Source organism: Streptomyces sp. NPDC006872, assembly GCF_040635845.1.
In the GTDB taxonomy this organism is placed as follows: domain Bacteria; phylum Actinomycetota; class Actinomycetes; order Streptomycetales; family Streptomycetaceae; genus Streptomyces.
In genome coordinates this window covers 221875-248219 of record NZ_JBEYIL010000014.1, presented here as the reverse complement: position 1 = coordinate 248219, position 26345 = coordinate 221875, and the positions used below count along the sequence as shown (strand labels likewise).

Genomic DNA, 26345 nt, shown 5'->3' with positions numbered 1-26345 from the left:
TGGGAGACGAAGGTTGAGGCATCGCAACAAGCGAAGCCGGAAAAACCGACCTCAGGGGACACACACCATGTACGAGTACGAGCTTCAGCAGGCCCGTTCCGCCGAACTCCTCCGCCAGGCCGCACACGAGCGGCAGGTCCGCGAGGCCGTCCGCGGCGCCCGCGCCGCCCGCCGCGAGGCCGCCGAACGCGCCGCCGCCGAACGGTCGGACGGCAGCGCCGAGAGCGAATCGCATACCGGTCGCCTCCGCCGGCTCCGGTTCGCCCGGCCGGCGTGAACCTCCGGGCCGGGGCGGGCGCAGTGGCGGAGGGCGGCCGCACGGGGGTCGGCCGCCCTCCCGTCGAGAGACCGGGCGGCCCGGCGATAACCGCTGGGCCGCCCGCGCACCCGCGTGCCATGCTCGCCCCCGTGGAGACCAGGTCCGTCAGCCCCGTCTTCGTCGGTCGCGCCGACGAGTTGGACACCCTGAACGACGCGCTCGCCCGCGCCGCCGCGGGAGAGCCACAGGCACTGCTCATCGGCGGTGAGGCCGGGGTCGGCAAGACCCGGCTCGTCGAGGAGTTCGCCACGGCCGCCCACCGCCGGGACGCGGTCGTCGCGCTCGGCGGCTGCGTCGAGATCGGCGCCGACGGACTGCCCTTCGCCCCGTTCTCCACCGCCCTGCGCGCCCTGCACCGGGCCCTGCCGGACGAACTGGCCGCCGCCGCGGCCGGTCAGGAGGAGGAACTCGCCCGGCTGCTGCCGGAGCTGGGCCGCAGCGGGACCGGCCGGCACGACGAGGAGGGCATGGCGCGGCTCTTCGAACTCACCGCCCGCCTCCTGGAACGCGTCGCCGCCGACCGCACGGTCGTCCTCGCCCTGGAGGACCTGCACTGGGCCGACGCCTCCACCCGCCACCTCCTGTCCTACCTGCTGCGCACCCTGCGCACCGGCCGGCTGGTCGTCCTCGCCACCTACCGCGCCGACGACATCCACCGCCGCCACCCGCTGCGCCCCCTGCTCGCCGAACTCGACCGGCTGCGCACCGTCCGGCGCCTCGAACTCGCCCGCCTCACCCGCGACGAGGTCTGCCGCCAGATCGCCGGGATCCTGGCCCAGGAACCCGACCCCGACCAGGTCGACGACATCTTCCAACGCTCCGACGGCAACGCCTTCTTCGTCGAGGAACTCGCCGTCGCCGCCCACGAGGGCTGCCGCACCGGCCTCACCGACACCCTGCGCGACCTGCTGCTGGTCCGCGTCGAGGCGCTGCCCGAGGGCGCCCAGAAAATCGCCAGGATCGTCGCCGAGGGCGGCTCCACCGTCGAGTCCCGGCTGCTCGATGCCGTCGCCCGGCTCGCCGAGGACGAGCTCATCGAGGCCCTGCGCGCCGCCGTGAACGCCAACCTCCTGCTCGCCACCCCCACCGGCGACGGCTACCGCTTCCGCCACTCCCTGGTCCGCGAGGCCGTGAGCGACGACCTCCTGCCCGGCGAACGCTCCCGCCTCAACCGCCGCTACGCCGAAGCCCTCCAGGCGGACCCGACCCTCGTCCCCGGCGAAGAGCGCGTCATGCGGCTGGCCAGCTACTGGTACCACGCGCACGACCCGGCGAAGGCCCTGCCCGCCGTCCTGGACGCGTCCGTCGAGGCCCGCTCCCGGCGCGCCTACAGCGAACAACTGCGGCTCCTGGAACGGGCGATGGAACTGTGGGAGACCGCGCCCGAGGACATCCGGGCCGCCCTGCGCCCGGTCGACTACACCGAATCCTTCCCTCCCTGCGGCTGCGACCCGGCCACCACCCCGCTGCGCTACCTCGACCTCATGGCCGAGGCCGCCGTCGCCGGCCGCTACTGCGGGGAACGCGAACGCGCCCTGAAGATCACCAAGCGCGCGCTGCACCTGCTGGACGACGACAACGATCCCCTGCGCTCCGCCTGGTTCTGGGTACAGCGCTCCCGGCTGGTGCGCTCCCTGGGCCGGGGCAGCGGCCGCGAGGAGCTGGCCGCCGCCCAGGACCTGGTGCGCGGTCAGCCGCCCAGCGAGGTGCACGCCGAGGTGCTCATGCACATCGCCAACTGGTCCATGCTCCACGCCCCCGGCCCCGACGCCTACGCCGACGCCGAGCGGGCCGTGGAGTACGCCCGCCTGGTCGCAGCCCGCGAGACCGAGCTCAACGCCCGCCAGATCCTCGGCGTCCTCATGGTCCACGCCGGCCATATCGAGGCCGGGCTCGCGGAGCTGTACGAGGTCAGGGAGCGGGCCCTCGCCGAGGGCATGACGTCCGTCGCCCTCAACGCCTACGTCAACCTGCCCTCCGAACTGGAGGCGGTCGGCCGTTCCAGGGAGGCCGTCCCGATCCTGGAGAAGGGCCTCGCCTTCGCCGAACGGCACGGACTGCCCGACACCGAGGCCTGGATGGCGAGCAACCTCGCCGAGTCCCTGTTCTCCCTGGGCCGCTGGGAGGAGGCCGACCGCGCCTGTGCCCTCGCCGGACGGCTCGGCCAGGGCGTGGCGATCCGCGGCACGCACGCCGCCCTGTGCGCCGAACTCGCCCTCGCCCGCGGCGACCTCGCCGAGGCCGGCCGCCAACTCGCCGCCGGACAGGACTTCTTCGCCGCCCACGAACACGCGCCCCAGCATCACTTCCCCCTCGCCCGCCTCGCCATCGGACTAGCCGCGGCCGAGGGGCGCCCCCTGGACGCCCGCGCCTGCCTCGCATCCGTCCTCGACCGCGACTTCCCGCCCGGCGCCCAGAACTACGCCTGGCCCCTGCTGCTCGCCGCGGCCTCCGCGGAGGGCGACGCCCGCGCGCTGCCCGCCGCCGAACCGGGCCGTGCCGAACTCCTCGACCGGATCCGTGCCGTCGCCAAGCAGCTCGCCACGCTCGCCCCCGTCTGGCAGGCCCACGAACGCTGGGTCCGCGCGGAACTCCTGCGCGCCGAGGGCCGCACCGACCCGGACGACTGGTCCGAGGTGGTCGCCGCCTTCGAGCGCCTGGACCGCCCCTACGACCTCGCCTGCACCCGGCACCGCCTCGCCGAGGCCCTCCTCTCCGTCGGCGGCGACGACGAACGCGATCGCGCCGCCGAACTTCTCCGCCTCGCCCACGCGGTCGCCAGCCACCTCGGCGCCCGCCCCGTCACCGAAGCCGTCACCCTGCTCGCCCGGCGCGCCCGGCTCCCCCTGCCCATCACCCCGGGCCGCCCGGACCCCGATGCCGACCCCCTCACGGCCCTCGGCCTCACCAGCCGCGAACGCGACGTCCTGCGGCTGGTCTCCGCGGGCCGCAGCAACCGCCAGATCGCCGAGGAGCTCTTCATCTCCCCGAAGACCGCGAGCGTCCACGTGTCGAACATCCTCTCCAAGCTCGATGTCACGGGCCGCGGAGAGGCGGCAGCCCTGGCCCACCGACTGGACCTGTTCCCGCCGGGGGCGGGGGAGGGGGTGGTGGCGCGATAATGGCGGCGGCAGGCCACCAGGAGGGAACAGCGATGTTCAACGCCTTCGAGGAACTGTTCTCACCGGGTCGCAAGCACACCCGGGACGAGCAGAACAGGCTGGAGCTGACCCGGGAGGACGTCGGGGACGCCGATCCCGGGCGCGGGCCGATAGACCTCGCGTCGGGCAAGGTCGTGGTGCGGGCGCCCGAGCCTGAGGAGGACGGGGCCTGAGCGGGTTCGGCAGCGCCCCGAAGGGGCGCGGGGCTGTGACATCTGCGGCTCCGCCGCGGGGCGCGACCAGCCACGACGGACCCGCTGATGCTGATGAGGCACCGGATCTCCTGATCTCCGGCGGAGCGTCAGCTCACCTGGAGCTCCAGTATTCGGTCGTCGCCCGCCTTCGGGTCGCCACGGCCGTCCGTGTTGCTGGTCGTGACCCACAGTTTGTCGCCGCCCGCCGACACCACCGTGCGCAGCCGGCCGTACTCGCCCTCGAGGAAGGCCTGCGGGTCCGCCGAGGCCGCCGTGCCCTTCAGCGGGATGCGCCACAGGCGCTGTCCCTTCAGCCCCGCCATCCAGATCGAGCCCTCGGCGTAGGCGATGCCGCTGGGAGAGGCCTCGTCGGTGCCCCACTGGGCTATCGGGTTCTTGTAGGCGTCGTCCTCGGACCTGCCCTCCGCCTCCGGCCAGCCGTAGTTCGCGCCCGGTTCGATCGCGTTCAGTTCGTCCCATGTGTTCTGGCCGAACTCCGACGCGAACAGACGCTGCTTGGAGTCCCAGGCCAGACCCTGCACATTGCGGTGGCCGTACGAGTACACCGCGGAGTCCGGGAACGGGTTGCCGGGGGCCGGTTCGCCCTCCGGGGTCAGCCGAAGGATCTTGCCGCCCAGGGACTTCTTGTCCTGCGACAGACCCCGGTCGCCGCTCTCGCCCGTGCCGACGTACAGCATTCCGTCCGGGCCGAACGCGATCCGGCCGCCGTTGTGGATCGTGCCCTTCGGGATGGCCTTGAAGACCGTGTCGGGCGCCCCCAGCCGGTCCCCGGCGGGCCGCTTCGCGTCGTAGATCATACGGACGATGCGGTTGTCCGAGGCCGAGGTGAAGTACGCGTAGACCATGTGGTCCGAGGCGTAGTCGGGGGAGAGGGCGAGGCCCAGCAGGCCGCCCTCGCCCGCGGCGGAGACGCCCGGGACCTCGCCGACCCCGGTCTTCCTGCCCGTCTCCTCGTCCACCAGCGTGATCGTCCCCTCGTCGCGTGAGGCGACCAGCAGGCCGCCCTCGGGGAGGGGAGCGAGGCCCCAGGGGCTGTTCAGGCCCTCGGCGACCGTGCGCACCACCTTGACCGTGCCCTTCGCGGGCGGGGTCTCCTCGGCGGACGGGGAGGGCGAGGACGCGGACGCCGTCGTACCTCTCGGCGAGGCGCTTCCGGCTGCCCCGGCCGTTCCCCCGCCGTCGGAGGAGCAGCCGGCCGTCAGCAGGAGTGCGCTCGTGGCCAACACGGCCGACACAGCTCGACGTTGCACGATCATGTCCCTTCGGCACGGAGGCGCCTTCGGCGGGCCCCACCTGTCCTACGCCGCAGACGCCTCAGGGGTTCCCGATCCGCGTCGACCGACCCGAAAGCGGGACCTGGAGCGGGATCCGAAGCGGGATCCGAAGCGGCACCCGAAAGCGGCGCTCACTCCCACGATCCCCGTGCCCCCGGCAGTTCCGCCACCTCCGCCAGGTCCTGCGGCGTCAGCCGCAGCGCGGGCGCCGCCGCGTTCTCCGCCACCCAGCGCTCGTGCTTGGCGCCGGGCACCGGGACCACGTGCCGGCCCTGCGCCAGCACCCAGGCCAGGGCCACCTGCGCCGCCGTCACAGCGTCCCCGTGCCGGGCGGCGATCCGGCGCAGACCGGCGACGATCGGCTGGTTCGCGGCCATCATCTCGGCGGTGAAACGGGGGTGCCGGGCCCGCATGTCGTCGGGTTCGAAGCCCTCGCCGGGGGTCAGTGTGCCGGTGAGGAAGCCGTTGCCGAGCGGCATCGCCGCCACGAAGCCGACACCCCGCGCCGCGCACCACGGCAGCAGGGCGTCCAGCGCCTCCGGCGACCACACCGACAGCTCCGCCTCCACTGCGCTCACCGGGAAGACCTGCTGCACGCGCCGCAACTGCCGAATCGTTCCGTCGTGCAGCCGCCCACCGGATCGCCGACCGCCCCGCGCCCCCACCGCGCACAGCCCCAACGCCCGCACCTTGCCCGCCGCCACCAGCTCGGCCATCGCGCCCCAGGTCTCCTCGACCGGGACCTCGGGGTCGGCGCGGTGCAGCTGGTAGAGGTCGATGACGTCCGTCTGCAGCCGTCGCAGGGAGGCGTCGCAGGCCCGCTTCACATACCCGGGACGGCCGTTGGCCACGACATGCTGCTCACCGACGAGCAGACCGACCTTCGTCGACACGAACGCGTCCTCGCGCCGCTCCTTCAACACCCGCCCCACCAGGAGCTCGTTGGTGAACGGGCCGTACATGTCGGCGGTGTCCAGCAGGGACGACCCCGCATCCAGCGCCCGGTGCACCGCCCTGAGCGACTCGTCGCCCCGCTGCCGCGACCCGCTGTACGCCCAGCTCATCGGCATGCACCCGAGTCCGACGGACCCCACCTCGAGCGCCCCCGCGCCGATCCTCCTGCGCTCCACCTGCCCGAAACCCTCCCTCTCCAGACCCCCCAACCTAACCTCTGTGTCGACGTGTGCCTGACATAGCCTCCTGACCATGAGCTCTGACATGGCACGCGACGTGTGGCTGCCCCTTCCGCCCGAAGACATCGACGGTCTTCCCGAGGGGCTCGACTACCGCTTCTGGGACGGGGGAGAGGCCGGGGACCAGGAGTTCCCGGGCGATCCCGCGGACTGTGCCTTCTACGTGGTGCCCTACCTGAAACAGCAGTCCGTGAAGGTACGGCCGCTGCGGCAGATGCGCCGCCTGCAGGTCGTGCAGACGCTCAGCGCCGGCGTCGACGACGTCAGCGTGCAACTGGCGGACCTCGTGCCCGGTGTGCGGCTGTGCAACGCGCGCGGGGTGCACGAGGCGAGCACCGCCGAGCTCGCGCTCACCCTGACCCTCGCCGCCCTGCGCGGCATCCCCGACTTCGTGCGCGCCCAGGACAAGGGGCTGTGGCAGAGCGGCTTCCACCCCGCGCTCGCCGACAAGAACGTGCTCATCGTCGGGTACGGCTCCATCGGCGCCGCCATCGAGGACCGGCTCGTGCCCTTCGAGGTGGCGCGGGTGGCGCGCGTCGCGCGCTCCTGGCGCACGACGGCGCGCGGGCCTGTGCATCCGATCGCCGAACTGCCCGCCCTGCTGCCCGAGGCGGACGTCGTGATCCTGTCCACGCCGCTGAACGAGAGCACGCTCGGCCTGGTCGACGCCGACTTCCTGGGCCGGATGAAGGACGGCGCACTGCTGGTCAACGTGGCCCGCGGCGCGGTCGTCGACACCGAGGCGCTGCTCGCCGAACTGGAGACCGGCCGCATCACCGCCGCGCTGGACGTCACCGACCCCGAACCGCTGCCCCCGGGCCACCGGCTGTGGACCGCGCCGGGCGTCGTCGTCAGCCCGCACGTCGGAGGCCCCACCTCCGCTTTCCTGCCCCGGGCCAAGCGCCTGCTGGTAGACCAGTTGGGCCGCTTCGTGAACCGGGAGCCGTTGCGCAACGTGATCCTTACGACGGGCACGGCGAACGGATCGTGACGGCCTTGGCACTCCCGTAGTCCGGTTCGGGCACCCTCCGCAGTCCCCCGGACGCGGTCCGTACCTCTTCCGGGCGCATATGCCGATGATCGTCACGCAGCGTAGAGGAACTATGTCCCTGAGTGACGAGACTGGTGTATCGTCCCGACAGGGGCTGCGCCGCGCACTTTCGGCGTGAGGGATGGACATTTCAGACTTGTGAGGGGGGCGACGGGCGATGCACGGCCTATGGACGAACGATCCGACGCGGCGGAGCCGCCGGCGGCGACCCTGGCGTTCGGCCGCGCGCAGGCACGGTCACGACACTCACCGCCACAGGAGCCACGCACAGCCGGCGTTCTCGGACCCGAGGGATTCGGGAGCGACGCGGACCGGGAGGACCCGGTGAGCTCGCCCACCACCTCCACGACTCTCCTCGACGGAAAGCTGCGGACGCAGCCCTCGACGGGGACGCCACGCACCGTGCCGCCGGCCAAGGGCGGCCCCGCATCCAACCTCGTCCACCAACTGCTGCTGGCCCTGCTGTGCGCGGGATACGCCGTCGGTTCCGCGCTCGGCTGGGGGTCGGACGAACTCGCTCTGATCATGGGCGACTTCGGGCTCAGCGCCGCGGCGGGCACCGCCGCCGTCTCGTGCTTCCTGTACGGGCGCACCCGCCGCATCCGCTTTCGACCCGCCTGGCTGCTGTTCGCGCTCTCCTCGGCGATGGCGGCCCTCGGCAACGCGGTCTGGGGGTGGTACGAGGTGGTCCTGGGGCGGCCCGTGCCCAGCCCCAGCTTCGCCGACCTGTTCTTCCTCTGCTTCGCGCCCCCCGCCATCGTGGGACTGCTCGTGCTCGCCGCCCGACCGATGACGAAGGCGGGCTGGGTCTGCCTGGCGCTGGACGCCTGGCTGATCGCCGGCTCGCTGCTCACCCTCTCCTGGAGTCTCGCGCTCGCCCAGGCGGCGAAGTTCGACGGGCCGAGCGTGGCGCACGCGGCGCTGTCACTGGCGTATCCGCTCCTCGACATCGCCCTGGTGAGCATGGTGCTGGTGCTGCACTTCCGGCGCACCGCGGTGAACCGCTCGGCGGTCAACACCGCCGTCGGCGCACTCGCGCTGACCGTGATGTGCGACGCCCTGTTCACCTCACCGCTGCTGCACAACAACTACCGCTCGGGCCAACTGCTCGACGCGGGCTGGTTCGCCGGCTCGCTGCTCCTGGCGTACGCGCCCTGGGCCGCGTCCCGCCGGCAGGGACCGGCGTCGGACGAGGGGCACACGCGTGTGGTGCACGAGCACCTGCCGCCCGGACACCGCCCGGTCGGCCCCGCGCAGGCCGCCGCGCACACGTCCGCGCACCCGTCCGCGCAGACACCCTCGCAGAGCCCGCCGCAGGGCGGCGATCACAGCCGGTATCAGGCCACCCGGCCCATCACCGGCTCCCTGGCCGCCCTCACCCCGTACCTCGCCGCCGCCGTCTGCACCCTGGGGATCCTGTACAACGTCCTCAACGGCCACAGCGTCGACCGCGTGGTGCTGCTGACCGGCGGCGCCGTGGTGCTCGCCCTCGTGGTGCGCCAGGCGATCATGCTGCTCGACAACATCACCCTCACCCAGGAACTGGCACAGGCGGAGAACCACTTCCGCTCCCTGGTGCAGGGCTCCAGCGACGTCATCATGATCGCCGCCCCCAGCGGCATCCTGCGGTACGTCTCCCCGGCCGCCGTCGGGGTCTACGGACGGCCCGCCGACGCCCTGGTGGGCACCGAACTGGCCGATCTCATCCACCCGGAGGACCTGGGCTGCGTGGTGCACGAGGTACGCCGCTTCCTCGCCGCGAGTCCCCAGGACGAAGCCACGACCCGTATCGAGTGCCGCTTCCGCTCCGGCGACGGGGGATGGCTCAACGTCGAGTCGACCGTCAACCGGCACCACGGCGGCCTGATCTTCAACAGCCGGGACGTCACCGAGCGCGTCCGTCTGCAGGCGCAGCTCCAGCACAACGCCGAGCACGACCCGCTCACCGACCTGCCCAACCGCGCGCTGTTCACCCGGCGCGTCCAGCAGGCCCTGTCCGGCCGCCGCAGCTCCGACCGCGGCCCCGCGCTGCGCAACACGGCGGTCCTCTTCATCGACCTCGACGGCTTCAAGGCCGTCAACGACACCATCGGCCACGCGGCCGGGGACGAACTGCTGGTCCAGGCCGCCCGCAGGCTCCAGGACGCGGTCCGCAAGGGCGACACCGCCTCCCGGCTGGGCGGCGACGAGTTCGCGGCGCTGATCGTCGGCGACGGCACCCGCGACCGGGCCGCCCGGGAACGCCACATACTGGAACTCGCCGACCGGCTCAGGCTCACGCTCTCGCAGCCCTATCTGATCGACGGCAACGAGGTCCGGGTCGCCGCGTCCATCGGCGTCGCCTTCGCCGAACCCGGGCTCGGCGCCGGTGAGCTGCTGCGCAACGCCGACCTCGCCATGTACCGCGCCAAGGCGGGCGGCAAGGGCCGGGTCGAGCTGTACAAGCCGCAGATGCAGCAGGACGTCGTACGCAAGGCGGAGCTGGCCACGCGGCTGCGTGCCGCGCTGCACGACGGCGAGTTCGCCCTGCTGCACCAGCCCGTGGTGCGCCTGGAGGACGGCCGGATCTCGTCGGTCGCCGCCCAAGCCCGCTGGCGCTCCTCCCAAGGGGTGCTCTTCACGCCCGCCGAGTTCCTGCGGGTCGCGGAGGACAGCGACAAGACCGCCGAGCTGGACCGCTGGCTGCTGGAGGAGGCCGTCGAACAGGCCGCCGACCGGGCCGCGAGCGGGCTGACCGTGCCGGTGGTCGTCCGGGTGGGCGCCCGGCGGCTGCTGGACCGGTCGATGCCGCTGGGCTCGGTGGAGGCCCTGCTGACGCGGCACGGGCTGCCGTCCGGGTCGCTGGTGGTCGAGCTGTCGGACACCGACCCCAGGGTGCCGCTGGACGAGCTGGAGCGCCGGCTGGGGGCCCTGAGGCGCCTCGGCGTCCGTATCGCCCTGGACGGCTTCGGTAGCGGCTACGCGACCTTCACGGCGCTGCGGCGGCTCCCCGTCGACGTGCTCAAACTCGACCGCTCGCTGGTCGAGGGGGTCGTCGAGTCCGCGCGGCTGCACAAGATCACCGGAGGGCTGCTGCGGATCGCCGGCGATCTCGGGCTGCAGTCCGTGGCCGACGGCGTGGATCTGCCCGAGCAGGTCGTCGCGCTGCGCGCGCTGGGCTGTACGCACGGCCAGGGCATGGCGTTCTCCGGACCGCTCGACGAGTACCGGCTGCGCCGGGGGCTCGCGACCGGCCGTTATCCGGTGCCGCACGGGCCCGCCGAGCCCGCGTTCGCGGGCGGCGGTGCGGGGGTGTACACCAGTGGGGTGACAGCCGGTGTCACAGCCGTCCTGGGGAGCGGAAGTGCCCTTCGCTCACATAATGAGACTCCCGTCCCACCCACTTGACAGTCGGTGCGCGCCAGGGGGAGGGTCAATGCCATGCGCACCCGAATTCTCGTACTTGGAAAGCGCGTCGGCTGACGCTGGTGACGTCCGGGAGGACCCGGAACTCACAGCGACCCACACCCGGCGCGCTCCCCTCGCTTGCCTTCTGGCACGAGGGGTTTTTTGTTGCACAAAACCCGCAGCACCCCAGTAAGACCCGCAGCAGAACCCCAGCAGAACCCCAGCAGAACCCTCAGTAAAACCCTCAGCATCGAGAAGAGAATGCCGATGACCGAGCAGGCCACCGGGGCCCATCCGCAGCCACGGCCCCGATCCGGAGGACAGCACTCCGCGTCCGTCGAGCAAGTGACGGGTGCGCAGTCCCTCATCCGTTCGCTCGAGGAGGTCGGCGCCGAGACGGTATTCGGCATTCCCGGCGGTACGATCCTGCCCGCCTACGACCCGATGATGGACTCGACGAGGGTCCGCCACGTCCTGGTCCGGCACGAGCAGGGCGCGGGTCACGCGGCCACCGGATACGCGCAGGCCACCGGCCGGGTCGGCGTCTGCATGGCCACCTCAGGGCCGGGCGCCACCAACCTGGTGACCCCGATCGCCGACGCCCACATGGACTCGGTGCCGCTCGTGGCGATCACCGGCCAGGTGGCGTCGAAGGCGATCGGCACGGACGCCTTCCAGGAGGCGGACATCGTCGGCATCACCATGCCGATCACCAAGCACAGCTTCCTGGTCACCAAGGCCGAGGACATCCCCCGGGTGATCGCGCAGGCCTTCCACATCGCCTCCACCGGCCGCCCCGGCCCGGTCCTGGTCGACATCCCCAAGGACATCCTCCAGGCGAAGACGACGTTCTCCTGGCCGCCGGTCATGGACCTGCCGGGCTACCGCCCGGTGACCAAGCCGCACGCCAAGCAGATCCGCGAGGCCGCCAAGCTGATCACCGCCGCCAAGCGGCCGATCCTGTACGTCGGCGGCGGCGTCCTCAAGGCCGGCGCCACCGCCGAGCTGAAGGTCCTCGCCGAGCTGACCGGCGCGCCCGTCACCACCACGCTGATGGCGCTGGGTGCGTTCCCCGACAGCCACCCGCAGCACCTGGGCATGCCGGGCATGCACGGCTCGGTGGCCGCCGTCACCGGTCTGCAGAAGGCCGACCTGATCGTCGCCCTCGGCGCCCGCTTCGACGACCGTGTCACCGGCAAGCTCGACAGCTTCGCGCCGTACGCCAAGATCGTCCACGCGGACATCGACCCGGCCGAGATCGGCAAGAACCGCGCCGCCGACGTGCCGATCGTCGGGGACGCCCGCGAGGTCATCGCCGACCTGATCCAGGCCGTGCAGAAGGAGCACAGCGAGGGCCAGTCCGGCGACTACACCGCCTGGTGGAAGGACCTCGACCGCTGGCGCGAGACCTATCCGCTGGGCTACGACCAGCCCGCCGACGGCTCGCTCTCCCCGCAGCAGGTCATCGAGCGCATCGGCCGGCTCGCCCCGGCGGACACGATCTTCACCGCGGGCGTCGGCCAGCACCAGATGTGGGCCGCCCACTTCATCCGGTACGAGAAGCCCGCCACCTGGCTGAACTCCGGCGGCGCGGGCACCATGGGCTACGCGGTCCCGGCCGCGATGGGCGCCAAGGCCGGCGCCCCGGACCGGACGGTCTGGGCGATCGACGGCGACGGCTGCTTCCAGATGACCAACCAGGAACTCACCACCTGCGCCCTGAACAACATCCCGATCAAGGTCGCCATCATCAACAACGGCGCCCTCGGGATGGTCCGCCAGTGGCAGACCCTGTTCTACAACCAGCGGTACTCCAACACCGTGCTGCACAGCGGTCCGAACGACGTCAATCCCGACGCCCGCGGCACCCGCGTCCCCGACTTCGTGAAGCTGTCGGAGGCCATGGGCTGCTACGCGATCCGCTGCGAGTCCCCGGACGACCTCGACAAGGTCATCGAAGAGGCGAACTCGATCAACGACCGACCGGTCGTCGTCGACTTCATCGTCCACGAGGACGCCATGGTGTGGCCGATGGTCGCCGCCGGCACCTCCAACGACGAGATCATGGCCGCCCGGGACGTCCGCCCCGACTTCGGCGACAACGAAGACGACTGAGCGAGAGAGACGTAAAGAAGACATGTCCAAGCACACGCTCTCCGTCCTGGTGGAGAACAAGCCGGGCATCCTGGCCAGGATCGCCGCCCTGTTCTCCCGCCGGGGCTTCAACATCGACTCGCTCGCCGTCGGCGTCACCGAGCACGCAGACATCTCCCGCATCACGATCGTGGTGAGCGTCGACGCCCTGCCGCTGGAGCAGGTCACCAAGCAGCTCAACAAGCTCGTCGAGGTGCTGAAGATCGTCGAACTGGAGCCCGGAACGGCCGTTCACCGCGAACTCGTTCTGGTGAAGGTGCGCTCCGACAACGAGACGCGCTCCCAGATCGTCGAGATCGTCCAGCTGTTCCGCGCCAAGACGGTCGACGTCTCCCCGGAGGCCGTGACCATCGAGGCCACCGGCAGCCACGACAAGCTGTCCGCCATGCTCAAGATGCTGGAACCGTACGGCATCAAGGAGCTGGTCCAGTCCGGCACGATCGCGATCGGCCGCGGCGCCCGTTCGATCACGGACCGTTCGCTGCGCGCGCTCGACCGGTCGGCGTAAGTATGGGAACGGACGGGTCGGCGTCACCGCCCCGTCCGATTCCCGCCCGTATACCGAGACCCCGAGACTTCCCTTCCGCCCGCCGTCATACGGTGGGACGCAACACCTGCACACAAGGAGAGAACCCAAAGTGGCCGAGCTGTTCTACGACGCCGACGCCGACCTGTCCATCATCCAGGGCCGCAAGGTCGCGGTCATCGGTTACGGCAGCCAGGGCCATGCGCACGCGCTGTCGCTCCGTGACTCGGGCGTCGACGTCCGCGTCGGTCTGCACGAGGGCTCCAAGTCCAAGGCGAAGGCCGAGGAGCAGGGCCTGCGCGTGGTGACGCCCGCCGAGGCCGCCGCCGAGGCCGACGTCATCATGATCCTGATCCCGGACCCGATCCAGGCCCAGGTCTACGAGGAGTCCATCGCGCCGAACCTGAAGGACGGCGACGCGCTGTTCTTCGCGCACGGCTTCAACATCCGCTTCGGCTTCATCAAGGCCCCGGCCGGCGTCGACGTGGCCCTGGTCGCCCCCAAGGGCCCCGGTCACCTGGTGCGCCGTCAGTACGAGGAGGGTCGTGGCGTCCCCGCGATCGCCGCGGTCGAGCAGGACGCGACGGGCAACGCGTTCGCGCTGGCGCTGTCGTACGCCAAGGGCATCGGCGGCACGCGCGCGGGCGTCATCAAGACGACCTTCACCGAGGAGACCGAGACCGACCTGTTCGGTGAGCAGGCCGTGCTGTGCGGTGGCACCTCGGCGCTGGTGAAGGCGGGCTTCGAGACGCTGGTCGAGGCGGGCTACCAGCCGGAGATCGCGTACTTCGAGTGCCTGCACGAGCTGAAGCTGATCGTGGACCTCATGTACGAGGGCGGCCTGGAGAAGATGCGCTGGAGCGTCTCCGAGACCGCCGAGTGGGGCGACTACATCACCGGCCCGCGCATCATCACCGACGCCACCAAGGCCGAGATGAAGCAGGTCCTCGCGGAGATCCAGGACGGCACCTTCGCGCAGAACTGGATGGACGAGTACCACGGCGGCCTGAAGAAGTACAACGAGTACAAGACGGCCGACTCCGAGCACCTGCTCGAGACCACCGGCAAGCAGCTGCGCAAGCTGATGAGCTGGGTGAACGAAGAGGCGTGAGCGATGCGCTCCGCGACGGCGCCGCCGGTTCCGGGGCGCCGTCGCGGGGCTCTGCCCCGGACCCCGCTCCTCAGACTCCCCCGGAGGGGGGACCCCCAGGGGCTGATTTCCGTGAGGGGCAAGGCGACCTCCGGGGCAGCACTACACTGCTGCACTACATACGCGTTACAGGCCCACAGCGTCGTGCGTCTCCACGCGGCTAGCCCCTCCTCCGCCTGCGGCCGTCGGGACGGCCGTCCGCACGCATTGGACTTGTGAGGACTCACGTGAGCTCGAAACCTGTCGTACTCATCGCTGAAGAGCTGTCGCCCGCGACTGTGGACGCGCTTGGCCCGGACTTCGAGATCCGGCACTGCAACGGAGCGGACCGAGCCGAACTGCTCCCCGCCATCGCCGACGTCGACGCGATCCTGATCCGCTCGGCCACCAAGGTCGACGCGGAGGCGATCGCCGCCGCCGGCAAGCTGAAGGTCGTCGCACGGGCCGGCGTCGGCCTGGACAACGTCGACGTGCCTTCCGCCACCAAGGCCGGCGTGATGGTCGTCAACGCCCCGACCTCCAACATCGTGACCGCCGCCGAACTGGCCTGCGGACTCCTGCTCGCCACCGCCCGCCACATCCCGCAGGCCAACGCCGCGCTGAAGAACGGCGAGTGGAAGCGCAGCAAGTACACGGGCGTGGAGCTCGCCGAGAAGACCCTCGGCGTCGTCGGCCTCGGCCGCATCGGCGCGCTCGTCGCGCAGCGCATGTCCGGCTTCGGCATGAAGGTCGTCGCGTACGACCCCTACATCCAGCCCGCGCGCGCCGCCCAGATGGGCGTCAAGGTGCTCTCGCTGGACGAGCTGCTGGAGGTCTCCGACTTCATCACCGTCCACCTGCCGAAGACCCCCGAGACGGTCGGTCTGATCGGCGACGAGGCGCTGCGCAAGGTCAAGCCGAGCGTGCGCATCGTCAACGCCGCGCGCGGCGGGATCGTCGACGAGGAGGCGCTGTACGCGGCGCTGAAGGAGGGCCGGGTCGCCGGCGCCGGCCTCGACGTGTACGCGAAGGAGCCCTGCACGGACTCCCCGCTGTTCGAGTTCGACCAGGTCGTCGCCACCCCGCACCTCGGGGCCTCCACCGACGAGGCGCAGGAGAAGGCCGGCATCGCGGTCGCGCGCTCGGTGCGTCTCGCCCTCGCGGGTGAGCTCGTGCCGGACGCGGTGAACGTCCAGGGCGGAGTCATCGCCGAGGACGTCAAGCCCGGTCTGCCGCTCGCCGAGCGTCTGGGCCGGATCTTCACCGCGCTCGCCGGCGAGGTCGCGGTCCGCCTCGACGTCGAGGTCTACGGCGAGATCACCCAGCACGATGTGAAGGTGCTGGAGCTCAGCGCCCTCAAGGGCGTCTTCGAGGACGTCGTCGACGAGACCGTCTCGTACGTCAACGCGCCGCTGTTCGCGCAGGAGCGCGGCGTCGAGGTGCGGCTGACGACCAGCTCCGAGTCGGCCGACCACCGCAACGTCGTCACCGTGCGCGGCACGCTCTCGGACGGCGAGGAGGTGTCGGTCTCCGGCACGCTGGCCGGTCCGAAGCACCTTCAGAAGATCGTCGCGGTCGGCGAGTACGACGTCGACCTCGCGCTCGCCGACCACATGGTCGTCCTCAAGTACGAGGACCGTCCGGGCGTCGTCGGCACCGTGGGCCGGGTCTTCGGCGAGGCGGGCATCAACATCGCCGGTATGCAGGTCGCCCGCGCGGCCGCGGGCGGCGAGGCGCTGGCGGTCCTGACCGTCGACGACACGGTTCCCGCCGGTGTGCTGGCGGAGGTCGCGACGGAGATCGGCGCGACGTCTGCTCGTGCCGTGAACCTCGTCTGAGGTTCACCGCCCGTGCCGGGGGCTCCGTCCCCGGACCCCTGGTTCGGCCCTTAAGGGGCCTTGTCCTCAAACGCCGGACGGGCTGAAATGGCCCGGCCGGCGTTTGGCTGTCTGCGCTACTTCACGCTGATCCTGCGCAGGCTCGCCGCCGCCGCCACCGCAGCCCCCGCGAGCAGCACCGCCCCCGCGATCGCCGCTCCCTGCATCCCACGGGTGAACGCCTCCCTCGCCGCCTCGGCCAGTCCGGGGATCCCGTCGGCCACGGCCAGCGCGCCGCCCAGGGTCTCCCGGGCCGGAGCGGGTGCCGAGGACGGGATCTCGTGGCGGTAGATCGCCGTGCCGATGGAGCCGAGGACGGCCATGCCGAGCGCGCCGCCGAACTCGGCGCCGGTCTCCAGCAGGGAGGAGGCGGAGCCGGCGCGTTCGACCGGGGCCGCGCTCAGGGCGAGGTCCGTCATCTGGGAGATGACCATGACGATCCCGCAGGCCAGGACCGCGCACGCGGTCAGCACCAGCCACATCGAGTCCGGGCCGGCGAGGGCGAGCAGCGCGTAGCCGCTCGCCGCGACGGCGAAGCCGGCGGTCACGACGTAGGCCCGGTTGACGCCCTTCTGGACCAGTGAGGTGGCCAGCGGGCCCGCCGCGCCGATCGGCACCGAGGGGAGCAGCGCCCACAGGGCCGCCTCCAGGGCGCTCTTGCCGAGGACCGACTGCAGGTACTGCGTGGTGAAGAAGGACGAGCCCAGCATCCCGAACGTGGAGACGAGGTTGAGGACGACGGCCGGGGCGAAGCCGGGGCTGCGGAAGAGGGCCGGGGAGATCATCGGGTTCGCCGCCGTGCGCTGGCGGTGGACGAACAGGGCTGCGAAGAGCAGGCCCACCGTGATCGAGACGACGTATGCGGTGTGCCATCCCTCGGCGGCGATCTCCTTCAGGCCGTAGACCACGGGGAGCACCGCGGCCATCGACAGCGGGATGCTCGGCCAGTCGAAGCGGCCGGGGGCGGGATCGCGCGACTCGGGCAGCAGGATCGGGCCGAGGACCAGCAGCAGGGCCATCGCGGGCAGGTTGACCAGGAAGACCGAGCCCCACCAGAAGTACTCGACCAGCAGGCCGCTCATCACCGAGCCGAGCGCGATGCCGGCCGTCATCACACCGGACCACAGGCCGATCGCCTTCGCGCGCTGCCCCGGGTCGGTGAACATCGTGCGGACCAGGGCCAGCGTCGACGGCATCAGGGTGGCGCCGCCGATGCCGAGGACCGCGCGGGCCGCGATCAGGGTCTCGGCGCTGTTCGCGTACGCGGCGATCAGGGACGCGGCGCCGAAGGCGGCGGCGCCGATCAGCAGCAGCCTGCGGCGGCCGATGCGGTCGCCCAGCGAGCCCATCGTCATCAGCAGGCCGGCCAGGACGAAGGCGTAGATGTCGAAGATCCACAGCTGCTGGGCGCCGCTCGGCTCCAGGTCCGCGCTGATCGCCGGGATCGCGAAGTAGAGGACGGAGACGTCCATCGAGACCAGCAGCAGCGGAAGCATCAGCACGCCGAGCGCGGTCCACTCCCGGCGGCCGGCGCGGCGACCGGGCGCGGTCGGGTTCTCGGAGGTGCAGGTCGAGTTCGTCATGAGGCAGGACTGTACGGGCGTATTAAACGGTTGTCTAGAACGCTTGTATAAGTCGTTCGTCTAGGACGGTTGTATGGATCCTGGAGTACGCTGGCCCGCATGGGACATCGCGAGGATCTGCTCGAAGGCGCCAAGCGCTGCCTGCTCGAAAAGGGGTTCGTGCGCACCACCGCGCGCGACATCGTCAAGGAGTCGGGGGCCAACCTGGCGTCCATCGGCTACCACTACGGGTCGAAGGACGCGTTGCTGGCGCAGGCGTATGTCGCCCTGGTCGAAGGGGAGTCCGTCGCCTTCGAGGGGGAGGGGCCGGGCGAACTCCCGGGCGGGCCCGGATCCCTGGAGCGCTTCCGGGCCGTGTGGGCGAACATCGTCGCCACCATGCGGGAGCCCGGCTCGCTCTGGCGGCTCAGCATGGAGATCGTCGTCATGGGCGACCAACTGCCCGGCGTACGCGACGAGTTGGCGCGGGCGCAGCGACAGGGCTCACGCGGTTTCGTCTCGCTGCTGATGGGCGTGCCCGAGGAGGACGTCACGGACGCCGCCGCGGACACCCTCGGCAGCTTCTACTCGACCCTGATGCTGGGCGTCATCGCGCAGTGGACCTTCGATCCCAAGACGGCGCCCGACGCCGACGCCCTCACCGAGGGGCTGCGGCAGATCGTCGAGGGCGCCACGAACCGCTGACCCTGCCCTCGCGCAGCTCCACCACCCGGTCCGCGAAGTGCCGTACGACGTCCCGGTCGTGGCAGATGAACAGGTAGCCGAGCCCCAGGTCGTCCTGGAGACCGGCCAGCAGGTTCAGCACTCCGGCCCGGACGGACGGGTCCAGGGCCGACACCGGCTCGTCGAGCACCAGCAGGCGCGGGTCCGAGGCGAGCGCCCGGGCGATGCCGACGCGCTGGCACTGGCCGCCGGAGAGCTCGTCCGGACGGCGCTCGCCGTACGACGGGTCGAGGCCCACCCGGTCGAGGAGTTCGGCCACCTTGGCCGGGCCGTCGGCCGCGCTCCAGCGGCCCTGCACCTTCAGCGGTTCCGCCACCGCGTCGCGGATCCGGTGACGGGGGCTGAGGGAGCCGTACGGGTCCTGGAAGACCGGCTGCATTCGGGGGCGCAGCGGGCGTAGTTCGCGGTCGGTGAGGGTGGTCAACTCCCGTCCCTCGAAGTGGACTTCGCCCGCGTCCGGGCGGCGCAGCTGCAGCACCGCCAGGGCGGTGGAGGACTTGCCGCAGCCGGACGGGCCGTCGAGGGCGAGGGTCTCGCCCGGTTCGAGGGCGAAGGAGACGTGGTCGACGGCCGTCAGCGCGCCGTAGCGGACCACCAGGTCACGGACGTCCAGCAAGGGGCGGGTCAACGTCCCGGTCATACGAACTCCCCCAGGGGATCGGTGACTTCGCCGGCGCGATGACAGGCGACCAGGCGTCCGGCGACCTCGTGCTCGGCCGGCTCCTCGCGGTGGCAGACCTCGGCGGCCAGGGGGCAGCGCGGGGCGAACGCACAGCCCGGCGGCAGTGTCCCCGGCGGGGGAGGGGTGCCGGGGAGGGCGGGCAGCCGACGGCGCCGGGGGCCTTCGGCCCGGGGGAGGGCGGCCAGCAGGCCCGCGGTGTACGGCGCCCGCGGGTGCGCCAGGATCTCGCGCGCCGGGCCCGTCTCCACCGCGCGGCCGGCGTACATCACCAGCATCCGGTGCGCGTGCCGCCGTACCGCGTCCATGTCATGGGTGACCAGCACGAGCGCCGCGCCGACCGCTTCCCGCTGTTCCGCGAGCAGCTTCAGCACCGACTCCCGGCGGTCGGCGTCCAGCGCGGTGGTCGGCTCGTCGGCGACCAGGATCTCCGGTTCGTTGACGACCGCCATCGCGATGACGGCCCGCTGGCGCATGCCGCCGGAGTACTCGTGCGGGTACGCGCGTGCCGTGCGGGCCGCGTCGGGGATGCCCACCCGGTCCAGCGCGGCCACCGCGCGCGCCCGCGCCGCCCGCCGGGAGAGACCGCTCACCGACCGTACGGCCGCCGCGAGTTGGTCGCCCACCGGGTGGACGGGGGAGAGCGCGGAGAGCGCGTCCTGCGGGACCAGGGCGATCCGGCGGCCACGCGCTCCGGAAAGGTCCGGGTGGACGGTGCCGGTGGTCGTGGCCTGTCGCGGCAGCATGCCCAGCAGCGCCCGGGCGGTCAGGCTCTTGCCCGCGCCCGACTCGCCCACCAGGGCGAACACCTCGCGCGCCCGGACGTCGAACGACACCCCGCGCACGGCCTCCCGGCCGCCGACGGAGATCCGCAGGTCACGGACGCGGAGCAGGGGCTCGGACGCCGTCGGGGGCGACGGGAGCAGCGGGGTCGACGGGGGCAGCGGAGTGAACTGGGGCAACGGGGTTCTCCTTCTTCGTCGTTCGCGCACGGCCACGGCCCTGGGTGTACGCCGCTCCCGACACGGCCAGGCCCGCCAGCAGGGCCAGGGCGACCGCCGGCGCGAGGGCCGCCCACGGGGCCCGTTCCACGTAGGCGCGGGACTCGTCGAGGAGCAGGCCCCACTCGGGGGCGGGCGGCTGGGCGCCCAGGCCGAGGAAGCCCAGGGAGGCCAGCGCGAGGGCGATGCCGGGCAGGCGGAGCAGGGCGTGCCGGGCGACCGGGGCCGCCACCGACGGCAGGACGTGCCGGCTGAGGATCCACCACGGGGTCGCTCCGATCGCCCGTTGGGCGGTGAGGAACGACGACGCCCGCACCTCCTGGACCAGCGCCGCCGCGTGCGAGGCCAGCGGCGGCCAGGAGATCAGCGCGACCGCCAGGGCCGCGCCGCCGGTACCGGGTCCGGCCGCCGCGGCGACCAAGATGCCGACGATCACCGGGGGCAGCGCGTTGGCGATGTCCGCCGCGCCCGCCGCGACGCCCGGCAGAAAGCCCAGCGCCAACGACAGGACCAGGCTCAGCAGACAGACGGCCGCCGCCGTGCCGACGGTCGTGGCGGCGCCGTGGCCGAGCCGGGCCAGCACGTCACGGCCGAGTCCGTCGGCGCCGAGCGGGTGCGCCCAGGACGGCGGGGTCAGCCGGGCGGCCGTGTCCACCGCGTACGGGTCGCGCAGCAGGCCCCAGCCGATCGTCGTCCCGAGGACGGCGGCGAGGGCGAGCGGGATCGCCGGGTGAGTGCGGGCCGGGCGGGCCGGGGGCAGGCTCAGCGAGGCCTCCCGCAGCGCCGGGCCCAGCAGCCGGCGCCGGGCCAGCGCCGCCAGCGCGCCGGTGAGCAGGCCGAGCAGCAGCAGCGCCAGTACCGAGCCCTGGAGCAGCGGCAGATCCTGCGACTTGGCCGCCCCGAGGGCCGTACGGCCGATGCCGGGCACCGCGAACACCGTCTCCACCGCGACCGCGCCGCCCGTCAGACCCACCGCGGCCATCCCGAACTGCGGGAGCAGCGGCGGGAGCACACGGCGCAGCGCGGCCGCCGAGACGCGGGCCCCGCTCACCCCGGCGCCCCGCCACAGCTGAGCCCAGCGCTCGTCCAGGACGGCGGGCAGCGCGTCCGCGACCAGCCGGCCGAGCAGCCCGCCGGCCGGGACGCCGAGGGCGACGGCCGGCAGGACCAGGTGCCGCGGCCCCTGCCAGCCCGAGGTCGGCAGCCAGCCCAGCCACACCCCGCACACCAGCAGTCCCACCGTGGCCAGCAGGAACTCCGGCACGGCGGCCAGCATCGCAGCGCCCGCACCGGCCGAGGCCCGCCCGCGCAGCAGCACCGGTACGACCAGTGCGACGGCGAGCAGCAGCGCCACGCCGAGGGCCGCGCCCATCAGCGCCAGCGACACCTGGAGCCCGGTCGCGACCGACGGCAGGACATCGGTGCCGGAGACCCAGGACGTGCCGAGGTCGCCGTGCGCCAGGTCGGCGGCCCAACTCCCCAGCAGGGCGAGGGGGCCCGCGTCCAGGCCGAGGTCGCGCCGGATCGCGGCCAGGGCCTCCCGCGTGGGTTCCTGTTCGGCGGAACGGGCGCGCAGGACGGTCAGGGCGGGGTCGCGGCCCGAGAGCCAGGGCAGCAGACCCACGGCGGCGACCACCGCGAGGAGCGCGAGGGTACGGGTGGCCGCGGCCGGGGACGGCCTCAACACCCTTGCCGACCAGCTCACTTGACGTAGGTGGCGGCCGTGACCAGCTCCCGCTCCCGCGGGTCGTGCGCGGCGCCGACGACCCCGGCGGCGTCGCCCTGGACGACCCGCTCGTGCAGCATCGGCACGGCCGCGTCGGCGGCCAGGACGGCGGCCTCGGCGGCGATGACGGCCTTGCGGCGGGCCTCACCGGTGGGCGTCTCGGCGGCCTTGTGCACCGCGGCGTCCACGGAAGGGTCGTCGAGCTGGGCGATGTTGAAGGAGCCGTCGGAGGCGAAGTCGCTGTACAGGTAGGCGGCCGGGTCGCCGGAGTCCAGGACGGTGGCCCGGGACAGGATGAACGCGTCGAAGGCGCCGGCCAGCGCGTCCGCCTCGATGTTGGCGTACTCGCGCACCTCCAGCTTCACCTCGAACCCCGCCTTCTGCAGCTGCTGTTGCAGGGCGGCGGCGACCTCGGGCAGCTCGGCGCGGTCGGTGAACGTGCCGATGGTGATCGCCTTGCCGGCCGGGTCGCCCGCCTTCGCGCGGGTCACCGGCGTGCGCAGCCCGGCCGCCCACGGCAGCGCCGGTCCGAGCAGGCCCTCGGCGACGTCCGCGCGCCCCTCGTAGACGCCCCGCACGATCGACTCGGCGTCGATCGCCTCCCGGGCGGCGGCCCGCATCGAGGCGTCCTCGAACACGCCGTTCCCGGTGTTCAGGTACAGGGTGTTGGTGCGGGGCATGGGCACCTCGGTGACGAGGTCCTCGTCCAGCAGCGCGGCCTGCGAGACGGGCACCGCCTCGACGATGTCGGCCTCGCCGCTGCGCAGGGCGGCCGCGCGGGCGGTGCCGTCGGGCACGAACCGTACGTCGATGCCGGGCGCCTCGGCCTTGCCGCCCCAGTAGGCGTCGTAGCGGTCGAGGGTCGCGGAGGACGTCCCGTTCACCTTCGTCAGCTCGAAGGGGCCGGTGCCCGCCCCGACCGGGTTCACGGTCTTCCCGGTGTACGCCTTCGCCGCGAGGATCGACAACTGCGGCGAGCTGAGCCGCTGGGGGAGCAGGGGGTCCTCGTCGGCGGTGGTGACGGTGACCGTGCCGGCGTCGGCGGCCCGCACGGTGAGCTGCACGCCGTCCAGGATGCGGGGCTTGGGGGCGGCGGTGGCGGCCCTGGTCAGCGATCTCACGACCGCTTCGGCGTCGAGCTTCGTGCCGTCGTGGAAGGTGACGCCGTCGCGTATCTCGAAGCTCCAACTCCGGCCGCTCTGCCGCCAGGAGGTGGCGAGCGAGGCCTTCGGGTCGCCGTCCGCGTCCAGCTCGACGAGGGTCTCGGCGGTCGACCAGCGGGAGAGCTTGAAGGCGTCGTCGGAGAGCGGGGACAGCCCCGAGCGCGGCGGCTGCATCATCGCGACCCGCACCCGTTTCCCCTCGGTGTCCGCGGCGGCGGACCCGTCACCGGTGAAACAGCCGGTGAGCAGCGTGGAAGCGGCCGTGAGGGCGGTGACGGGAAGCAGACGGCGAGCGGGCAGGCGCACGGAACCCTCCGGGGCAAGGGGTGAGTAAAGGGGTGGTCAAGGCGAGTGCGCCGAGATTAGCATGATGATAATCATTTTCAATATCTTGCCGAGGGGCGGCCGCCTGCGGGGGAACTGCCTCGGAGGGCCGAGCGTCGAGAAGATCGTGACGAACATCGACGCCCTCTCCCGCACCTGGGACGCCCTCCGCCAGCTGAAGACCTCGCCCCGCGACGCCGACGCCGACCGCGCGGTCCTCGACTGCGCCGCCCGGCTCGCCGCCGCCCCCGCCGGGGAGAACGCCCTCGTCTGGACCCTGGGGCTCACGCTGACCGCCCCGTACGTCGCCTGGCTGCCGGGCGAGGGAGTCGACCGGGCGGCCTGGGAGGCGCTGACGGCCACGGACCGCGAACTGCGCGAGCGCCCCTGCGGCCACGCCTCGCACCCGTACCGGATCCATGACGCGGAAGAGGACGACTGGCACCTCGCCGAGTGGGCGCGGCGGTTCGCGACCGCCCAGGCGGACGAGACGGCCGAGTGGCGCGAGGAACAGCCGCGCGAGGAGTGGTTCTGCCCGCGCAACGTCGCCGGCTACGCCCGCATCGCCCTCGACATCCTCGACCCGGGCTCGGCGGCGGACGTCCCGCCCCGGCTGCCGTCGGACATCCAGAGCGACATCAAGTCCCTGTCGTCGGTGCTGCACCTCTATCCCTACGGCGATCCCGACGACGACCTCGCCTCCCAGGGCTGGAACCTCTCCCTCGCCGCCGACGCGGACCGCCCCGGACGCCTGCTCGTCGCCCGGGCGGTGAGCTGGCACGTCGTATCCGGCCTGGTGCGCAGGAAGTCGGTCCTCGACGACCTCGTCGAGGCCGTCCAAGGCGCGCTGCCGCACTACGCCGAAGCGACCTGCGAGCACGAGGGACACCCGGAGCTGGAGAACAGCGGCCCGGAGGCCGCCGAGACCGGCCTGCGGCTGAGCTGCCCCGCCGGACGGGCGATCTACGAGCGCGACCGCGAGGACGAGCCTCCGCTGGACGAGCTGCTCTGTCCGGCCCGCTTGAAAGAGGTCGCCGAGGAGACGCTGTCGACCCTCGTGGAGGGCCGCGACCAGCTCTTCGGCGAGCGCCCCACCGCCCACCTCGACGCCGAGTACCTGCGCGCGGACGGCCGTCTGGAGATCGAGAGGATCGCCGACCGCCTGGAGTCCACGGGCCGCAACGAGCAGTACGCCGACGACCTGGCCCTGTGGGCAGCCCGCCGCCACGAGAGCGCCGACGCCCGCGAACGCGCCGTCCTGCTGCTCACCGCCCACCAGGCGACGCGGATCGCCTACCCGAACCCCCTGTACGCCGTGACGCGCGGCGTCCTGGACCTGATGCGCGCCGTCGCCGCCGCGCCCGTGCCCGCCGACTGCGCCCACGCCGACGAGCACCCGGCCCTGGGGCGCGCGGAGTTCCGGCACGGTCTCGCCCACTTCCACGCGCCCGACGAGTTCCCGGCCGCCGAGCACGTCCGCAGCCCGGAGTCCTGGACCTGCCCGCGGTTCGCCGCGACGGTCGCCCAGAGCTGCGTCGACGAACTGGAGGACCTGTACGAGCTGGACGAGTAGGGAGCACGGGGGAGGGCCCCGCCTTGCTACAGCCGGGCCTCGCTACAGCCGGGCCCGCTTCAGCGCCATGTGCAGCAGCAGCCGGTCCTCCCCGTCGTCCAGGTCCAGGCCGGTCAGCTGCTCCACCCGGGACAGCCGGTAGTAGAGCGTCTGGCGGTGGATTCCCAGCTCGGCAGCCGTGCGACCCGCCTGGCCCGCGCAGTCGAGGTACACCTCCGCCGTGCGGGCGAGTTCACGGTGGGCGGGGGCGAGCAGTTCCCGTACGGCCGGGTCCTGGGGGGACTGCGGCGGCAGGGCGGTCAGCAGACGGTACGGGCCGATGGACGCCCATCGCGCGACCGGGCCGAGGCGGGGCTCCGCCAGGGCGGCCCGCGCCGACGCCGACGCCTCCTCCCAGGCGGCGCCGAGTTCCGCCAGACCGACGCGCCCGGCGGCCACTCCCGCGGCCGCCTCTCCCGCCCGCTCGAGGAGCCGGGCCGCCGCCGACGTCGCCGGGGTGAGGGTGTCCGTCGAGCGCAGCCGGACCAGCAGGGCCAGGGACTGGGACGCGACGCCCCACGGCACCGTGCACAGCGCCGTCGCCCCCGGCAGCGTACGGACGGAAGGGGCGTCGTCCGGGTCGGCGGACGGCCACGGGGTCACGCACACCACCGTGTGCGGACCGTCCGCGCGGGCGCCGAGCGCGGTGCGCAGCTCCGCGACCGCCATGTCCCGCTGCCAGCCGGGCTGCGCGGTCAGCACCGCCCGCAGCTCCCGGGTGAGGTCGGCCCCGTGCTGGGCCTCGTCGGCGAGCAGCGCGCCGATCCGGGCGGTCACCTCCATCGCGGCCGCCAACTGGGCCTGTGACGGCCCGGGATCGTCGTCCAGCAGCCAGACGTAGCCGAGGACGACCCCCCGATGCCGTACCGGGAGGCAGACCCGCCCCCGGTACACCCCCGCCTCCGGGGTCGGCGGGATCCGGACCGGGCCGCTCGCGCGTGTGATGCCGAAGCCCTCGAACCAGGTGCGGACGGCCGCCGTGGAGCGGCGGGTCAGGATCGAGCGGGTGCGCACCGGGTCCAGCGCGGACGCGTCCAGCTCACCCTCGCTGTCGTACGCGCCGAAGGCGATCAGCTCGAAGTCCCGGTTCTCCAGGGTCGCGGGAGCGTCGAGGAGCTCCGAGATCTCATCGACCAGTTCCTGGTAGTCGCCTTTGTAGTCGGCTGTCACCCGGGCATTCTCCCGCATTTTCGAAAGCCTTCATACATCTGTCTGAGATCTGTGGCACGGATGCGTGACAGGTGTCGA

General features: G+C 72.6%; 19 protein-coding genes. 11 read left to right on the top strand and 8 right to left on the bottom strand.

From position 1 onward, the window contains the following. Window positions 1-67 precede the first annotated feature (67 nt). The 3 genes from ABZ725_RS35695 to ABZ725_RS35685 all read left to right on the top strand — a co-directional run bounded on the left by ABZ725_RS35695 (window position 68) and on the right by ABZ725_RS35685 (window position 3653). Window positions 68-277 carry a hypothetical protein gene (locus ABZ725_RS35695; protein WP_358806565.1) on the top strand — a complete coding sequence of 70 codons (210 nt, stop codon included), beginning with the start codon at window positions 68-70 and terminating at the stop codon, window positions 275-277. A gap of 119 nt (window positions 278-396) precedes the next feature. Next, window positions 397-3441, top strand: a complete 3045-nt coding sequence (locus ABZ725_RS35690) for an AAA family ATPase (protein ID WP_358806564.1) — start codon at window positions 397-399, stop codon at window positions 3439-3441. A gap of 32 nt (window positions 3442-3473) precedes the next feature. Further along, complete coding sequence (locus tag ABZ725_RS35685; RefSeq protein WP_358806563.1) at window positions 3474-3653, top strand: DUF6191 domain-containing protein; 180 nt, start codon at window positions 3474-3476, stop codon at window positions 3651-3653. A 128-nt stretch (window positions 3654-3781) separates the two neighbouring features. Here ABZ725_RS35685 and ABZ725_RS35680 read toward each other — a convergent pair whose 3' ends face one another. Beyond that, on the bottom strand, window positions 3782-4951 hold the full coding sequence (locus ABZ725_RS35680; RefSeq protein ID WP_358806562.1) for a PQQ-dependent sugar dehydrogenase: 1170 nt from the start codon (window positions 4949-4951) through the stop codon (window positions 3782-3784). A 149-nt stretch (window positions 4952-5100) separates the two neighbouring features. Next, window positions 5101-6099, bottom strand: coding sequence for an aldo/keto reductase (locus ABZ725_RS35675; RefSeq protein WP_358806561.1), 999 nt, complete (start codon window positions 6097-6099; stop codon window positions 5101-5103). 88 nt (window positions 6100-6187) lie between these two features. Here ABZ725_RS35675 and ABZ725_RS35670 point away from each other — a divergent pair, with 88 nt between their 5' ends. From ABZ725_RS35670 to serA, 6 genes are all read left to right on the top strand, one after another. Continuing rightward, window positions 6188-7153, top strand: coding sequence for a 2-hydroxyacid dehydrogenase (locus tag ABZ725_RS35670; RefSeq protein WP_358806602.1), 966 nt, complete (start codon window positions 6188-6190; stop codon window positions 7151-7153). Between the two features lie 384 nt (window positions 7154-7537). Beyond that, complete coding sequence (locus tag ABZ725_RS35665; RefSeq protein ID WP_358806560.1) at window positions 7538-10600, top strand: EAL domain-containing protein; 3063 nt, start codon at window positions 7538-7540, stop codon at window positions 10598-10600. 267 nt (window positions 10601-10867) lie between these two features. Beyond that, entirely contained in the window at window positions 10868-12715 is a 1848-nt protein-coding gene (locus ABZ725_RS35660; protein WP_358806559.1) for an acetolactate synthase large subunit, read from the top strand. Between the two features lie 22 nt (window positions 12716-12737). After that, the gene (ilvN, locus tag ABZ725_RS35655; protein WP_351916523.1) at window positions 12738-13262 is read left to right on the top strand and encodes an acetolactate synthase small subunit; all 525 of its coding nucleotides are present in this window, start codon (window positions 12738-12740) and stop codon (window positions 13260-13262) included. 130 nt (window positions 13263-13392) lie between these two features. After that, a complete protein-coding gene (gene ilvC / locus ABZ725_RS35650) occupies window positions 13393-14391 on the top strand; it encodes a ketol-acid reductoisomerase (RefSeq protein WP_358806558.1) in 999 nt (332 codons plus the stop codon). 266 nt (window positions 14392-14657) lie between these two features. Beyond that, window positions 14658-16247, top strand: coding sequence for a phosphoglycerate dehydrogenase (gene serA / locus ABZ725_RS35645; RefSeq protein ID WP_351916527.1), 1590 nt, complete (start codon window positions 14658-14660; stop codon window positions 16245-16247). Between the two features lie 116 nt (window positions 16248-16363). Here the strand turns inward: serA and ABZ725_RS35640 are convergent, their stop codons facing one another. Beyond that, complete coding sequence (locus ABZ725_RS35640; RefSeq protein WP_358806557.1) at window positions 16364-17869, bottom strand: MFS transporter; 1506 nt, start codon at window positions 17867-17869, stop codon at window positions 16364-16366. Between the two features lie 99 nt (window positions 17870-17968). Between ABZ725_RS35640 and ABZ725_RS35635 the strand changes: the two genes are divergently transcribed. Then, window positions 17969-18553 (top strand): TetR/AcrR family transcriptional regulator, encoded by a 585-nt coding sequence (locus tag ABZ725_RS35635; RefSeq protein WP_358806556.1) that lies wholly within the window; start codon window positions 17969-17971, stop codon window positions 18551-18553. Here ABZ725_RS35635 and ABZ725_RS35630 read toward each other — a convergent pair. From ABZ725_RS35630 to ABZ725_RS35615, 4 genes are read right to left on the bottom strand one after another with little or no spacing between them, the layout of a single operon-like run. Next, complete coding sequence (locus ABZ725_RS35630) at window positions 18507-19220, bottom strand: dipeptide/oligopeptide/nickel ABC transporter ATP-binding protein (RefSeq protein ID WP_358806601.1); 714 nt, start codon at window positions 19218-19220, stop codon at window positions 18507-18509. The two genes, ABZ725_RS35635 and ABZ725_RS35630, sit on opposite strands and share 47 nt — an antisense overlap. Window positions 19221-19228: 8 nt before the next feature. Then, window positions 19229-20233 carry an ABC transporter ATP-binding protein gene (locus ABZ725_RS35625; RefSeq protein WP_358806555.1) on the bottom strand — a complete coding sequence of 335 codons (1005 nt, stop codon included), beginning with the start codon at window positions 20231-20233 and terminating at the stop codon, window positions 19229-19231. Continuing rightward, window positions 20148-21977 carry an ABC transporter permease subunit gene (locus ABZ725_RS35620; RefSeq protein WP_358806554.1) on the bottom strand — a complete coding sequence of 610 codons (1830 nt, stop codon included), beginning with the start codon at window positions 21975-21977 and terminating at the stop codon, window positions 20148-20150. The genes ABZ725_RS35625 and ABZ725_RS35620 overlap by 86 nt, the downstream gene beginning before the upstream one ends. Further along, complete coding sequence (locus ABZ725_RS35615; protein ID WP_358806553.1) at window positions 21974-23467, bottom strand: ABC transporter substrate-binding protein; 1494 nt, start codon at window positions 23465-23467, stop codon at window positions 21974-21976. Before ABZ725_RS35615 ends, ABZ725_RS35620 begins: the two co-directional genes overlap by 4 nt. 145 nt (window positions 23468-23612) lie before the next feature. Here ABZ725_RS35615 and ABZ725_RS35610 point away from each other — a divergent pair, with 145 nt between their 5' ends. Next, window positions 23613-25058, top strand: coding sequence for a hypothetical protein (locus ABZ725_RS35610; protein WP_358806552.1), 1446 nt, complete (start codon window positions 23613-23615; stop codon window positions 25056-25058). A 42-nt stretch (window positions 25059-25100) separates the two neighbouring features. Here the strand turns inward: ABZ725_RS35610 and ABZ725_RS35605 are convergent, their stop codons facing one another. Beyond that, window positions 25101-26285, bottom strand: a complete 1185-nt coding sequence (locus tag ABZ725_RS35605) for a helix-turn-helix domain-containing protein (RefSeq protein WP_358806551.1) — start codon at window positions 26283-26285, stop codon at window positions 25101-25103. Between the last annotated feature and the right edge of the window lie 60 nt (window positions 26286-26345).